The sequence below is a fragment of the Rhodovarius sp. genome (assembly GCF_040399605.1).
Classification (GTDB): domain Bacteria; phylum Pseudomonadota; class Alphaproteobacteria; order Acetobacterales; family Acetobacteraceae; genus Rhodovarius; species Rhodovarius crocodyli_A.
In genome coordinates this window covers 1-12,603 of the sequence record NZ_JBBARU010000087.1, presented here as the reverse complement: position 1 = coordinate 12,603, position 12,603 = coordinate 1, and the positions used below count along the sequence as shown (strand labels likewise).

The window sequence follows — 12,603 nt, the reverse complement described above, 5'->3', positions numbered from 1 at the left end:
GGCGGGAGCGAGACACAGAACGGCGATGGTGTTCGCTATGGATGTTGAATCCGCCTGGGCAATCGTCACCAACACCGTATTGCCGACGACCATCATGCAGAATTCCCGCGAATATTGGGGCTTGGGTGACGCAAATATCGCTGCTGTTCTGGTGGCTCCGCCGCGCGACAATGTGTTTGTTGGTGCGGGTGTGGTCACCCAGTTTCCCTCGGCCACCCGTGCGGGGCTGGGGGCTCGCAATTGGGCCGCAAGGCCTGTCCTTGCCGTTGGCTATCAGGATGACGTGATCTCGGCCAGTTTGAAACTCACCCAAGGATGGACCCTGGGCGGCCCCACCGGCCAAACCCGCACCACCTTGACGGCATTGCGCAGCCAAATCTCGGTTGGCCTGGGCGATGGCTGGAGCGCTGGCGTGAATGGCGAGGCTGATTACGACTGGGAGGGGAGCGGGCGCTCACGCTGGACCGTGCCTGTTTCCCTGACCCTGAGCCGTGTCCTCACCTTCAGCGATGACCGTGCGGTGCAGATTGGTGGCCTCATCACCCATTACGCGCTGCCCGGCGGGCCGCAGCGGGCGGTATGGGAATTTGGCCTCAACCTGACCTTTGTGGTGCCGCGGGGCTATTTTTTCGGTAGGTGATTGGCCGCTTAAGGCCGATGCCATTCCATCCGGATATTGGTGATGGGCGTGTTCCACTGCGCATCGGCCACCCGCGCGGTCTCGCTGAAGCCAAAGGCGCGGTAGAGATGGATCGCAGCATCCAGCCCATCCATCGTGTAGAGATAGGCACCGGGGAAACGCTGGGCATGCGCCATGGCGGCCTCAATCAGCCGCCTTCCCCAGCCCTGGCCGCGCAGGGATGGGGCGAGGATGAACCAGCGAAGCTGGGCGAGCGGCGTCTGGCTGCCATCGATGACGATGCTGCCCACCACCTGGCCCTCATCATTCACCACGCAGCGGAAGAGGCTGCGCGCGTCCATACTCTCCAGGAAAGCGCCGAGCGCGCCCGCAACCCGGCCCTCAAAGCCCACGCCCATGCCATGGCTCTGGGCATAATGCCGGCCATGCAGGGCGGCGATATCGCCCACCGCGCCGGGCCGCCATTGGTGTTCCATCCGCAAGCCGCTCATGGCTGGCGCCCCCTTTGGCCGTGATGCTTCATGATGCTGTCAGCGCCGTGCATAACTGGTCTTGCCGCCCTCCTCCGGCCCGGCGATCAGCCACAGGCTTGCGCTCATGACGCTGCCAGTGCCTCGGCCCGATACAGGTCGAGCAGCCGCAGTCCGCCATCCTTTTGTTCGACATGCCAGAACACCCAGCCATTGCAGGAGGGCGCCTCCTGCACGGCCGCCCCCACGGCATGGATGCTGCCCTGCACGCGGCCGCAGCTAAGCGAGCCATCGGCGCCAACAATTGCTCGCCACCGGCGCTGCCGGTCGGTCAGGACGCTGCCGGGCGGGATCGTGGCATTGGCGACCAGCGAGCCGAAGGGCAGGCGGGGTTGTTCGCGCTTGGTCGGCGCCACCAGGGCGGCACTTTCGCTCAATGGTTCAATGGTGGCGATGCGCGCCCGCGCCGCCTCGGCATAGCTGGGGTCGCGCTCGATGCCGATGAAATGCCGGCCCAGGCGGCGGGCCACCGCGGCTGTGGTGCCGCTGCCCAAGAAAGGATCCAGGATGACCTCGCCCGGCGCGGTGCAGGCCAAAATCACCCGGTGCAGCAGCGCTTCGGGTTTTTGGGTGGGGTGCAGCTTGCGCCCTTCGGCATCGCGCAGTCGCTCATGGCCGGTGCAGAGCGGGATGAACCAGTCGCTGCGCATTTGCACATCATCGTTCAGCGCCTTCATCTGCTGGTAGTTGAAGCGGTGCTTGCTCTCGGGGCCGCGCGCTGCCCAGATCAGGGTTTCATGCGCATTGGTGAAGCGGCGGCCGCGGAAATTCGGCATCGGGTTGGCCTTGCGCCAGACCACGTCGTTCAGCACCCAAAAGCCCAGATCCTGCAACGCCACGCCCAGGCGAAAGACATTGTGATAGGCCCCCATCACCCAGATCGTGCCATCGCGCCGCAGCACCCGGCGGCATTCGCTCAGCCATTCCCGGGTGAAGGCGTCATAGGCGGCGAAATCGGCGAATTGGTCCCATGCATCATCCACCGCATCGACCAAAGAATGGTCCGGCCGGTGCAGGTCACCCTTCAATTGCAGATTATAGGGCGGGTCGGCGAAGATGGCATGGACTGAGGCGGGCGGCAGGCGCCGCAGCGCTGCCACGCAATCGCCCTCCAGCACCGCATCCAGCGGCAATTCCAGCTCCACGCCCAAGGCCCATGCTCCGATTCGCCAAAGCACCATGAATCCTTGAGGAGTCCGCCGTCAACCAAGTATGAACCAAAGCGCTCCCACCCCGGCCAGAAGTGAGGCGGTGAGCATCCGGGTGAAGACCATCATCACCACCGCCACGCCGGCAGCCAGCACATGCCATGGGCCGCCAGCCGCCACCGAGGGCAGGATGAAACTGACAAAAATGCAGCCTGGCATATGGGTCAGCATCGCCTCGACAAAGCGCGGCGGCCGCCACAGGCGCAGCACGGCATAGCCGCCAGCGCGGGCGGCATAGGTGGCCAGCGCCATGCAGAAGATGGCGAGCAGGACATCGGGGCGCAGGTTCATGCGCGGGAGCGGTCGCGCCAGGCGCCGGCGGCACTGCCGATCAGCGCGCCCGCCAGCACCGGCCAGGGTTGGCCCAGCCCCATCGCCTGCACCGTCAGCCCCACCGCGCCCGCCACCCCCCAGGGCAGCATATCGCCCCGCCCGCGCCATAACGTGACCAGCAGCGCGCACATCGTCGCGAGGCCGGCAAAGAGCAGCGGATGGCCCGGCCGCAGCGTCACCACCCCCGCCAAAACATGCCCCAGGCAGACCATGGCGACCCAGGACAGCCAACTGGGCACCCCAAGCCCCAGCAGCAGCGCCGCATCGCGCTTGCCGCGGCGCATTTCATTGACCGAGAGGGCGAAGGAATGATCCGTCACGGTGAAGAGGCTGGCCCAGAGCCGCCAGCCCTGCAGCCCGTTGAACCAGGGGGCGAGGGCGGCGGACATCGGTGCCATCCGCATATTGATCACGAAGACCGCCAGCGTCACCGCCAGCACCGGCACGGGCGAGCCCCAGGCGCCCAGCGCCACCAGCTGCGAGGTGCCGGCGAAGACCATGGCGCTCATCACCCCCGCCTCCAGCAGCGACAGCCCCTCACCGGCCGAGAGCACCCCCACCACCATGCCAAAGGGCGCGAAGCTGGGCAGCAGGGGCAGCACCAGCCGAAACCCTTCATAGAAGCCGCCCCAGGTGAAGGTGACGGGTGAGGAGGCGCTCATTGCTTGAGCGCGATCAGGCGGGATTCAGCCTCGCCGGGGTCGGCCTGCAGCGCGGCCTCGGCCACCTCGCGGGAAAAACCGGCGCGGGCCAGCACGCCCAGCCATTTCAGCCGCAGCGTGGGGTCTGCCGCCTCGCGGGTGAAGGGGCCGATGCGGCGCTTGCGGCACAGCGCCAGCGCGGCATCTGCCTCGGCCGGGGCTTGGGCGATGGCCGCCTGGGCGTATTCGGGATCAATCCCCTTGGCGGCGAGATGGGCGGCCATGGCGCGGCGCGAGCGGCCAGAGCGCGCCAGCCGTCGCGCCCTGGCGGCGGCGAAGCCGGCATCATCCACTGCACCGGCGGCGACCATGGCGGCGGCGACGCGGCGGGCGGCGGCCAAGCCCTCGTGCAGTCCGGCCTCGGTGTCCTGGCCCTCCGCCTCGGCCGCGCGGGCCCAGCGGCGGACGCGATTGGCCAGCACGCGCGCAAGCCCCGCCTCTGTCGAGGCGAATTTCGCCAGATGCGCGATCGCAGCCTCGCGCAGCCGGCCCTCGCTGGGCGGCTTGCCGGCCGGGCGTTTTGGTTTGGGGGAAAAGCCCATCACTCCCTCATGCCACAGCCGGCCCGGTGTCGCCCATGATGCCGGCGCATGGCTCACCCGCCCAACCTCAGCAGCTTGCGCATGGCGCTGGGCAGGTCGCGCTCGGCGCTAAGCGGGGCGAGGTGCTCCGGCAGCACCCGCACCTGTCCGGCATAAAGCTGCAGCACAAGGTCACGATGGGTGAGTTGGTGGCGGGCCTCGCCCTCCACCCTTCGCCAATTCACGCCGGCGAGGGGGGCATGGGCCATGGCCTCGGCCTCGGGCCAGGGGCTGTCGCGCCAGGGCGTGCCGGGCAGTTCCAGCATGCCGCCGAACAATCCGCTGGCTGGGCGGCTGCGCACGCCCACCCGGCCCATGGCGTCGCGCAGCAGGAAATGGGTGCCGTGCAGCAGTCCGCGCGCCCGCTTGGGCGCCTTGCGCGGCAATTCGGCGGCAATGCCCTGCTGGCGCGCGGCGCAGCCTGCCATCCAGGGGCAGAGGGCGCAGGTTGGGTTTTTCGGGGTGCAGATGGTGGCCCCGAGGTCGAATAGCGCCTGGGCGAAATCACCCGGGGCGGCGGCGGCGGCAGGCTGCGCCATGAAACCCTGTGCCAGCCGGGCCAGTTCTGCCTTGGCGCCGGGCAGCGGCTCGGTGAGGGCGAAGAGCCGCGCAGCCACGCGCTCCACATTGCCGTCCGCCGGCACCAGGGGCTCGCCATAGGCAATGGCGGCGATGGCGGCTGCGGTATAGGCGCCAATGCCGGGCAGCGCCCGCAGCCCCTCGGCATGGCGCGGGAAACCGCCCGCGGCGGCCACAGCCCGCGCGGCGGCATGCAGGTTCCGCGCCCGGGCGTAATAGCCGAGGCCTGCCCATTCCGCCGCCACATCCTCCCATTGTGCCGCCGCCAGCGCCGCGACATCGGGGAAGCGCGCCAGGAACCTGGCATAGCGTGGCGCCACCGCCGCCACCGTCGTCTGTTGCAGCATGACCTCGGATAGCCAAATGCAGTATGGATCAGCCTCGCGCCGCCAGGGCAGGGTTCTTTTCTGGCGGGCGTACCAATCGAGCAGCAGGGCTGCGGGGGGATGCGTGGCGGACACCAAGCCTGGATACACGGCAGAGGCCCGAAAGGGCTATGGGGCGCTGAGGCCATTGGGCAGCCTGATGGCGCCGCTCACCCGCCCGGTGCTGCGCCGGCTGCATCCTGGTGGCGCGCAGGTGATGGCGGAATGGGAAAACCTCGTGGGGCCGGGGCTGGCCGCACGCACCACGCCACGGGCGCTGGAGCGCGGCACGCTCACAATTGCCTGTGCCGGGCCTGTCGCCATGGAACTGACCATGCTCGCACCGCAGGTGATGGCGCGCATCAATGCCGGGCTGGGCCGGGTGGCGGTGACGAAATTGCGCTTCGTGCAGGCCAAGACAGCGCCGCCGCCGCCGGTCAAACCACCCATGACCCCGGTGGTGCTGCCCGCGTCCCTGCTGGAAAAACTGGATGGCATGCCCGAGGGCCCATTGCGCGAGGCGCTGGCCAAGCTGGCCCAGGGCGTCTATCGAAAGACACCCTGATGGCCTTGCGAAGGAAGATTTCCATGCCTGTCACCCGCCGCATCCTTGGCCTTTCGCTGCTGGCCAGCCCCGTGGCCCTGGCGCAGACCAGCCCTGACCCGCGCCTTGCCGAGCGTTCTGTCGGCCCGGCCGAAGCCCCGCTGGTGGTGAGCGAATTCTTCTCGCTGACCTGCAGCCATTGCGCCACCTTCCACACCGGCACCTGGCCGCAGGTGAAGCGTGAATTGGTGGAGACCGGGCGAATCCGCATGGTCTTCATTGATTTCCCACTCGATGATATCGGCCTGCGCGCCGCCATGGTGGCCCGCGCCTTGCCGGCGCTGCGCTATGAGGCCTTCATCTCGACCCTGTTCCAGACGCAGAATCGCTGGGCCTTCGCCCAAGGCCGGCAGATCGAGGAATTGGCCGGGCTGGCCGCGCTGGCGGGCATGAACCGGGCGGAGTTTGACCGCACCATCGCCGATGAGGCGCTGAGCCGTGGCATTCTCGAGGCCCGGGTTGCAGCGCAGAGCCGCTATCAGATCCGCGCAACGCCGAGCTTCGTCTTTGGTGCGCGGCTGGTGACGGGTGGCATGTCGTTCAGCGAGTTCAAGAGCCAGGTGGAGCGCGGCGGCCGGGCTTAATATAAACTCTGGCGAAACAGCCCCCAATTGCGTCCCAACGCATGGGGGTGATGATGCTGCTGCTGCTGCGAACCGCCTTGATTGTCGGATGCCTGGCCGCCCAGGCCCTGGGCGCGGCGGAGCTGCGCGAGCCCAGGCCATTGCAGGCCAGCGCGCAGCCGGCTGTGGGCTGCGGCGCCGGGCGCGTCTATGGGCTGGTGCTGCGGCAAAGCGATAGCCCTGATGTGGGGCCCTATTCGATGCCCTTGGCCGGTTATGGCGAGGGCGGGGAGGGGGAGGATCGCTACGCGCCCTGTCTGCTGCGCATGGACCCCGGTGCCGCCACCGAGATCACGCTGCGCAATGGGCTGATCGATGTCTCGGCTGCGCTGGCACAGAGCGAGGACGAGGCGGCCGCCCACGCCCGCAATGCTGTGAACCTACACACCAATGGCCTCTATACCGCCGAGCGCAATGCCCCGCCCTGTGACCTGGGCGATTTCTCGCTTTTCGCGCTCGGCGGCAGGCTTGAGGGGCAAGCCATGCCGCGCGCCGATTATCGCATAGCGCTGCCCGCCACCCTGCCACATGCGGCGGGCGCGCGGGTGGAGGGCACAACCACCCTCTAAATCCCCTTCTTTGCCGCCGAGCAGGAGGGGCTCTACCCCGTCCACAGCCATATTTTGGAGCATGAGCATAAGGGCATGATGGCGGCCATCATGGTGCTGCCGGGCATGGCGCCGCCAAGTGCAGGGGAGGCATCCCCGCCGAGCCGTGGCGCATCACCGCCTGATGGCGGCGAAGCGCACGGCTTCCTCGGCGGCGCGGAACAGGGCGCGGGCCTTGGCCCGGGTTTCCTCGTATTCCGCCTCGGGGTCGCTATCGGCCACCACGCCGGCGCCGGCCTGGGCATAGAGCACACCATCCTTCACCAGCGCGGTGCGCAGGCCGATGCAGGTATCCATGCCGCCATCACAGCCAAAATAGCCAAAGCCGCCGGAATAGATGCCACGGCGCGAGGGCTCCAGCTCCTCGATGATTTCCATCGCGCGGAGTTTTGGCGCACCGGTGAGCGTGCCGGCAGGGAAGCCGCCGGCCAGCGCATCCAGCGCTGAGAGCCCCTCCCGCAAGGTGCCCTGCACCTCGGAGGCGATGTGCATGACATGCGAATAGCGCTCGACCCGGAAGGAATGGGTGACGCGCACGCTGCGCAGCGCCGCGACACGGCCCACATCATTGCGGCCAAGATCGAGCAGCATGAGGTGCTCGGCGCGCTCTTTCGGGTCAGCCAGGAGTTCAGCCTCCAGCCGCTTATCCTCCTCGGGCGTGGCGCCGCGCGGGCGGGTGCCGGCGAGGGGACGGATGGTGACCCGGCCTTCCTTCAACTGCACCAGGATTTCCGGGCTCGCACCCACCGCGGCAAAGCCGCCGAAATCGAAATGGAACAGATAGGGTGCTGGGTTGATCCGCCGCAGCGCGCGATAGAGCGCGAAGGATGGCAGGGCGAAGGGCACCGAAAACCGCTGGCTCGGCACCACCTGAAACACGTCGCCGGCGCGGATATAATCCTTGGCCTTTTCCACGGCGGCGATATAGCCGGCTTTGGTGAAATTGGAGGCGGGCTCGCCCGGGGCGGGCAGGCTGGCCGCCGGGGCAGGGCGGGGCAGGGGGCGCTCCAGCGCCGCTTCCGCCTCATCCAGCCGGGCCTCGCCGGCCGCGTCATCACCATCCCAGACCGGGGTGGCCAGGATCAGCGCATCACGCACATGGTCGAATACCGCCATGATGGTGGGGCGCATCATCACCGCATCAGGAATGCCCAGCACATCGGGCTTGGTCTGCGGCAGGCGCTCCATATGCCGCACCATGTCGTAGCCGAGATAGCCGAAGAGGCCGGCGGCGATGCTGGGCAGGCCAGGCGGCAGGGCCATGCGCACGGCATCGATATGCGCGGCCAGGCTTTCCATCACCGGGCGGGGATCAGGCTCGAAGGCATGCGGCGCGGCGAGGGCGTGGCGGTTCACCTCGGCCACGCCGCCGCGGGCGCGCCAGATCAGGTCGGGCGCCATGCCGATGGCGGAATAGCGCCCGCGTGCAGCACCACCCTCCACGCTTTCCAGCAGGAAGGAGTTCGGCCGGCCTTCCGCCAGTTTCAGATAGGCGCCGACCGGGGTTTCCAGGTCGCTCACCCGCTCACGCCAGAGGAGTTTCGGGCTCATTCGGCGGAAAGCGCGTTCATCAGGCGCAGGTTGAAGCGCACATCGGAGCGGGCGCGCAGCGCGGCGCCGAATTGCGCCTCCAGATCGCCGGCCAGGGCGGTGGCGGTTTCGTTGCGCAGCGTGGTCAGCGCCGCCTCCTGACCTTCCAGGCCGGGGCGGCTGATGGCGGTCAATTGCACCACGGCGAAGCTCAGGGGGGCGGGGATCATGGTCACCTCATTCAGCCGCAATTCGAAGATCGGCGGCAGCAATTCGCGCGGGATGGGGTTGCCGCCGCCGGCCTCGCGGCCGAAGGGGCCGAGCTCCTCGATCTGTGCCCCGGCCTCGGCCACCGCTTCGGCGAGCGGCTTGCCGGCGCGGGTGGCGGCGAGGATGGCGGCGGCCCGCTGCTCCTGGAAGCGGCGGCGGGCATCGGCGAGGAAGGCCTCGCTCACCTGGGCGCGGATGCTCTCCAGCGGCCGCAGCGCCGCGGGCGTCACGCCGCGCAATTCTACCGCGGCAAAGCCGAACTCGCCCTCGCTCAGCCGGGGGGCGGCACCCTGGGCGGTTTGGAAAACCTCCCGCAGCAGGGCTGGGCGGGCGGCTGGAGGTATGGGCAGGGCCACCTCGCGGCCATCGCCATCGCGCCCCTGGGCATCGATGCGAATGGCGAGGAAGCGCATGCCCTGGCGCTCGGCAATCTCGGCCAGGGCGGCGCCGCTGGCCAGCGCATCCTGGATAGCGGCGCTGCGCTCGAAGGCGGTATCGGCGGCTTTTTCGGCCGCGATTTCCAGCCGCAATTTTTCACGCACCGCCTCAATGGGCCGCGTTGCCCCGGCTTCGATGCTGGCGGCGCGCAGCACATGCCAGCCAAAGGGCGTTCCCACCGGCGCCGAGACGCCACCCAGGGCCAAAGCGAAGCCGGCCTCGGTCAATGTCGGCAGCGGCAATCCGGCGCGGTCTAGCATGCCAAGATTGCTGAACTGGCCGGAAGCGGCCTCGGCCTGGGTGGTGATGGCGGCGGTATCGGCGCCACCCGCCCAGGCGGCGGCTATGGCGCTGGCCACCTCCTGGCTGGGCACGAGCACCTGTTCCAAGCCCCGCCGCTCGGCGGTTTCATAACGGCTGCGATGGGCGGCGTAGCTATCCTCGATCTCGCTCTCGCTCACCTCCATTTGCGGCACCAGCAGGGCGGCATTCATCAGGGCGAGGTTGACCTCGCGGAATTCAGGGGCCGAGAAGCGGTCGGCATTGTTCTCATGAAAACGTTCGAGTTGGGCGGCGGAGGGCGGTTCTGGCTCGGGTGCATCGGCGATGCGCAATTCCACGAGGGTCACGCTGCGGTTTTCAAGCTGCCAGCCCAGCAGCCTCTCGGCCAGCAGGGCGGGGGTCATCGCGCCGGCGCGCACCGCATTGGTCAATTGCTGCCTTGCGAGATCGGTGCGCAGCAGGCTGAGGAATCGCGGCTCGTTGAGGTCGTTGCTGAGCAGGAAATTGTCGAAGATCAGGCGGGAGAAGCGGCCATCGGCGCCCTGAAAGCCCGGGATGGCGAAAATATAGTCGCGCACCGCGGCATCGGGCACCACCACGCCCATGCGGGTGATTTCGCGCGCCAGAACACGATCCGTCACCAGGGCTTCCACCGCCTGCTGGGCGAGGGCGGCGCGAATCCGGGCATCGGGCTGGAAGCGGCCTTCGGTGGCGCGGTTGATGCGTTGCAATTCGCGCCGCAGCGCCTCTGACGCCTCATCCTGCTCGATGGGTTTGCCATCGACGCGCGCTACCGCAGTGTCGCGGCCGAAGTTGCGAAGCATATCCTCGATCCCCCAGGCGGCGAAGGAGAGGATCAGGAGAAGGAAAAGCACCTTGGCAAACCAGGTGCTCGCCAAAGCGCGGAGGGAGGTCAACATCACAGCGGGATAGCGGAGCGGCGCGCGCTTGCCAAACATCCTCTGCGCATGCGCCTGCATAACTATCGAAACGGTCAGCGGTTCTCTAAGACAGAGCCGACGGGAGATTGCCATGACACCTGGGATAAGGCCGCTCATTGCCGGCAACTGGAAGATGAACGGAACCCTGGCCAGCGCGCTGCGCCTGGCCGAGGCGCTGCGCAGCGCGGCCATGTCGGCCACGCCTGAATTGCTTGTCTGCCCGCCATTTTTGCATTTCCAGCCTGTGGCTGCGGCGCTGCTGGGCAGTACCATCGCGTTGGGTGGGCAGGATTGCCACCATGCGGCCTCCGGCGCCCATACCGGCGATATCGCGGCTGCCATGCTGCGCGATGTGGGAGCCAGCCATGTGATTCTCGGCCATTCCGAGCGGCGCAGCGACCATGGCGAAACCAGCGCCATGGTGCGGCGCAAATGTGAGGCGGCGCTGGCGGCGGGGCTGGTGCCGGTGGTTTGCGTGGGTGAGACCGAGGCGGAGCGCGATGCCGACCAAGCCGAGGCGGTGGTGGCGCGGCAATTGCTGGACAGCCTGCCGCCCGGCTTTGCCACTGCCGGCGGCATTGTGGCCTATGAGCCGGTTTGGGCGATTGGCACCGGCCGCACCCCCAGCGAGGCGGAGGTGGCTGCGATGCATGGGATGATCCGCAACACCGTGGTGCAGGCCCATGGCGATGGCGGGCGCGCCACCAGGTTGCTCTATGGCGGTTCGGTCAAACCGGGCAATGCGGCGGGGCTTCTGGCGCTGCCGGATGTGGATGGCGCGCTGGTGGGCGGTGCCTCGCTGGTGGCCGAGGATTTCCTGGCCATTGCCCGGGCGGTGCCGGCGGGATAAACCGCCTGCATGTCAACCGTTCTGCTCGTCCTTCATATCTTCGTCACGCTGGCCCTCATTGGGTTGGTGCTGGTTCAGCGCAGCGAGGGCGGCGGTCTTGGCATCGGCTCCAGCGGTGGCATGGGCAGTTTCATGGGCGGGCGCGGCACCGCCAATTTGCTCACCCGGGCCACGGCCATCCTGGCCACGGCGTTCTTTGTGCTGTCGCTGCTGATGGCGGTGCTGGATCGCGGCGCGGTTGAGCGGCGCTCGATTCTGGATGTGCCGGCCCCCGCCGCCGCACCCGCCGTACCGGCTAGCCCCGCACCGGCAACGAACTGAGCGCGTGGGCCGGCAGGGCTCCATGGGTGTCCTGCGGTTGGAAAAGCTTGCACCTAGCGGCGCCTTGTCTTTTCATAGCTTTGGCATGAATTCGCGGTTTTTTGTTCTGTGGCTGCTGCTCTCTTGCCCGGCTCTGGCTCAGCCGGTGGCGAGCGATGCAGCGCGGCGGCAGATGGTGGTCGCCCCACATCCTTTGGCCAGCGAGGCGGGGATGGCGATGCTGCGCGCCGGCGGCACGGCGGTGGATGCCGCCATTGCCATCCAGGCCGTGCTCACACTGGTGGAGCCGCAATCCTCCGGCATTGGCGGCGGCGCCTTCCTGCTGCATCACGATGGCCAGCGCGGCGTGACCCAGGCCTGGGATGGGCGGGAGACGGCGCCTGCGGCTGCGCGTGGTGACCTCTTCATGCAAAATGGCCAGCCCATGCCCTTTGCCGCGGCGGTGGTGGGCGGCCGCAGCGTGGGGGTGCCTGGGGTGCTGCGCATGCTGGAGGCGGCGCATCGGCAACATGGCGCGCTGGCTTGGTCGCAACTCATGCAGCCCGCTATCACCCTGGCCGAACAGGGTTTTGCCGTCTCTGAACGGTTGTCGCGGGCGATCGAGCTCTCCGCTGCCAATTTGCGGCGCGACCCGCGGCTGGCAGCGCTCTATTTTCAGCCCGATGGCGCTGCCCTGCCGCCGGGTAGCATTCTGCGCAACCCGGCCCTGGCCGCCACCTTGCGCGCGGTGGCAGAGCAGGGGGCGGATGCGCTGCATCGCGGCCCCATCGCCGCGGAGATCGCGATGGTGATCCGCAGCCACCCCAATGCCGGGCTGATGACCGCCGATGACCTCGCCGGTTATGAGCCGCTGCGCCGCGAGCCACTCTGCCGGCCCTATCGGCAATGGACGATTTGCGTGCCGCCGCCGCCTTCGGGAGGGCTCGTGGTGCTGCAGATCCTGGGGCTACTGGAGCACACCGCCATTGGCCAATTGCCTTCCGGCAGTGCCGAGGCTGCGATGCTGCTGGGCGATGCCGGAAGGCTGGCCTTCGCCGACCGCAACCGCTTTCTGGCCGACCCGGCTGATTTGCCCGTGCCAGTCGGGGGTCTGCTTGACCCTGCCTATCTGCTGCTGCGCGCCCAGGCTTTGCAGGCCGGGCGTGGCATTGCCGAAATCCGCCATGGCAATCCCCTTATGGCACCGCCCCGCGCCACCC

General features: G+C 68.2%; 15 protein-coding genes and 1 pseudogene. 8 read left to right on the top strand and 8 right to left on the bottom strand.

What is annotated here, in order from left to right:
- Nucleotides 1–94: 94 nt before the first annotated feature.
- Nucleotides 95–640 (top strand): hypothetical protein, encoded by a 546-nt coding sequence (locus ABWP84_RS16280; protein WP_353213086.1) that lies wholly within the window; start codon nt 95–97, stop codon nt 638–640.
- Nucleotides 641–648: 8 nt separating this feature from the next.
- On the opposite strand, the gene ABWP84_RS16275 is transcribed toward ABWP84_RS16280, so the two are convergent.
- The 6 genes from ABWP84_RS16275 to ABWP84_RS16250 all read right to left on the bottom strand — a co-directional run bounded on the left by ABWP84_RS16275 (nt 649) and on the right by ABWP84_RS16250 (nt 5,033).
- On the bottom strand, nt 649–1,131 hold the full coding sequence (locus tag ABWP84_RS16275) for a GNAT family N-acetyltransferase (RefSeq protein ID WP_353213085.1): 483 nt from the start codon (nt 1,129–1,131) through the stop codon (nt 649–651).
- Between the two features lie 104 nt (nt 1,132–1,235).
- Entirely contained in the window at nt 1,236–2,351 is a 1,116-nt protein-coding gene (locus ABWP84_RS16270) for a site-specific DNA-methyltransferase (RefSeq protein WP_353213084.1), read from the bottom strand.
- A 21-nt stretch (nt 2,352–2,372) separates the two neighbouring features.
- Nucleotides 2,373–2,669: an AzlD domain-containing protein gene (locus tag ABWP84_RS16265; RefSeq protein WP_353213083.1), complete on the bottom strand. Its 297-nt coding sequence runs from the start codon at nt 2,667–2,669 to the stop codon at nt 2,373–2,375.
- Entirely contained in the window at nt 2,666–3,373 is a 708-nt protein-coding gene (locus tag ABWP84_RS16260) for an AzlC family ABC transporter permease (protein ID WP_353213082.1), read from the bottom strand. The genes ABWP84_RS16265 and ABWP84_RS16260 overlap by 4 nt, the downstream gene beginning before the upstream one ends.
- A complete protein-coding gene (locus ABWP84_RS16255; RefSeq protein ID WP_353213081.1) occupies nt 3,370–3,954 on the bottom strand; it encodes a RecX family transcriptional regulator in 585 nt (194 codons plus the stop codon). The genes ABWP84_RS16260 and ABWP84_RS16255 overlap by 4 nt, the downstream gene beginning before the upstream one ends.
- A gap of 53 nt (nt 3,955–4,007) precedes the next feature.
- Nucleotides 4,008–5,033 (bottom strand): NUDIX domain-containing protein, encoded by a 1,026-nt coding sequence (locus tag ABWP84_RS16250; protein ID WP_353213080.1) that lies wholly within the window; start codon nt 5,031–5,033, stop codon nt 4,008–4,010.
- Between ABWP84_RS16250 and ABWP84_RS16245 the strand changes: the two genes are divergently transcribed.
- The 4 genes and pseudogenes from ABWP84_RS16245 to ABWP84_RS16230 form a co-directional block, all read left to right on the top strand.
- Nucleotides 5,023–5,502 (top strand): DUF721 domain-containing protein, encoded by a 480-nt coding sequence (locus tag ABWP84_RS16245; protein ID WP_353213079.1) that lies wholly within the window; start codon nt 5,023–5,025, stop codon nt 5,500–5,502. The two genes, ABWP84_RS16250 and ABWP84_RS16245, sit on opposite strands and share 11 nt — an antisense overlap.
- Before the next feature lie 23 nt (nt 5,503–5,525).
- The gene (locus ABWP84_RS16240; protein WP_353213078.1) at nt 5,526–6,125 is read left to right on the top strand and encodes a thioredoxin domain-containing protein; all 600 of its coding nucleotides are present in this window, start codon (nt 5,526–5,528) and stop codon (nt 6,123–6,125) included.
- A 50-nt stretch (nt 6,126–6,175) separates the two neighbouring features.
- A complete protein-coding gene (locus ABWP84_RS16235) occupies nt 6,176–6,733 on the top strand; it encodes a hypothetical protein (RefSeq protein ID WP_353213077.1) in 558 nt (185 codons plus the stop codon).
- Nucleotides 6,734–6,823: pseudogene (locus tag ABWP84_RS16230) on the top strand (multicopper oxidase domain-containing protein); the annotation flags it as partial. It abuts the gene before it with no gap.
- 63 nt (nt 6,824–6,886) lie between these two features.
- Here ABWP84_RS16230 and trpE read toward each other — a convergent pair.
- On the bottom strand, nt 6,887–8,323 hold the full coding sequence (gene trpE / locus ABWP84_RS16225; protein ID WP_353213076.1) for an anthranilate synthase component I: 1,437 nt from the start codon (nt 8,321–8,323) through the stop codon (nt 6,887–6,889).
- On the bottom strand, nt 8,320–10,212 hold the full coding sequence (locus tag ABWP84_RS16220) for a SurA N-terminal domain-containing protein (RefSeq protein ID WP_353213075.1): 1,893 nt from the start codon (nt 10,210–10,212) through the stop codon (nt 8,320–8,322). Before ABWP84_RS16220 ends, trpE begins: the two co-directional genes overlap by 4 nt.
- Before the next feature lie 112 nt (nt 10,213–10,324).
- Here ABWP84_RS16220 and tpiA point away from each other — a divergent pair, with 112 nt between their 5' ends.
- The 3 genes from tpiA to ABWP84_RS16205 all read left to right on the top strand — a co-directional run.
- Nucleotides 10,325–11,083 carry a triose-phosphate isomerase gene (tpiA, locus tag ABWP84_RS16215; protein WP_408904284.1) on the top strand — a complete coding sequence of 253 codons (759 nt, stop codon included), beginning with the start codon at nt 10,325–10,327 and terminating at the stop codon, nt 11,081–11,083.
- Between the two features lie 9 nt (nt 11,084–11,092).
- The gene (gene secG / locus ABWP84_RS16210) at nt 11,093–11,404 is read left to right on the top strand and encodes a preprotein translocase subunit SecG (RefSeq protein WP_353213074.1); all 312 of its coding nucleotides are present in this window, start codon (nt 11,093–11,095) and stop codon (nt 11,402–11,404) included.
- Between the two features lie 85 nt (nt 11,405–11,489).
- On the top strand, nt 11,490–12,603 hold a 1,114-nt coding region (locus ABWP84_RS16205), incomplete at its 3' end, for a gamma-glutamyltransferase (protein ID WP_353213073.1).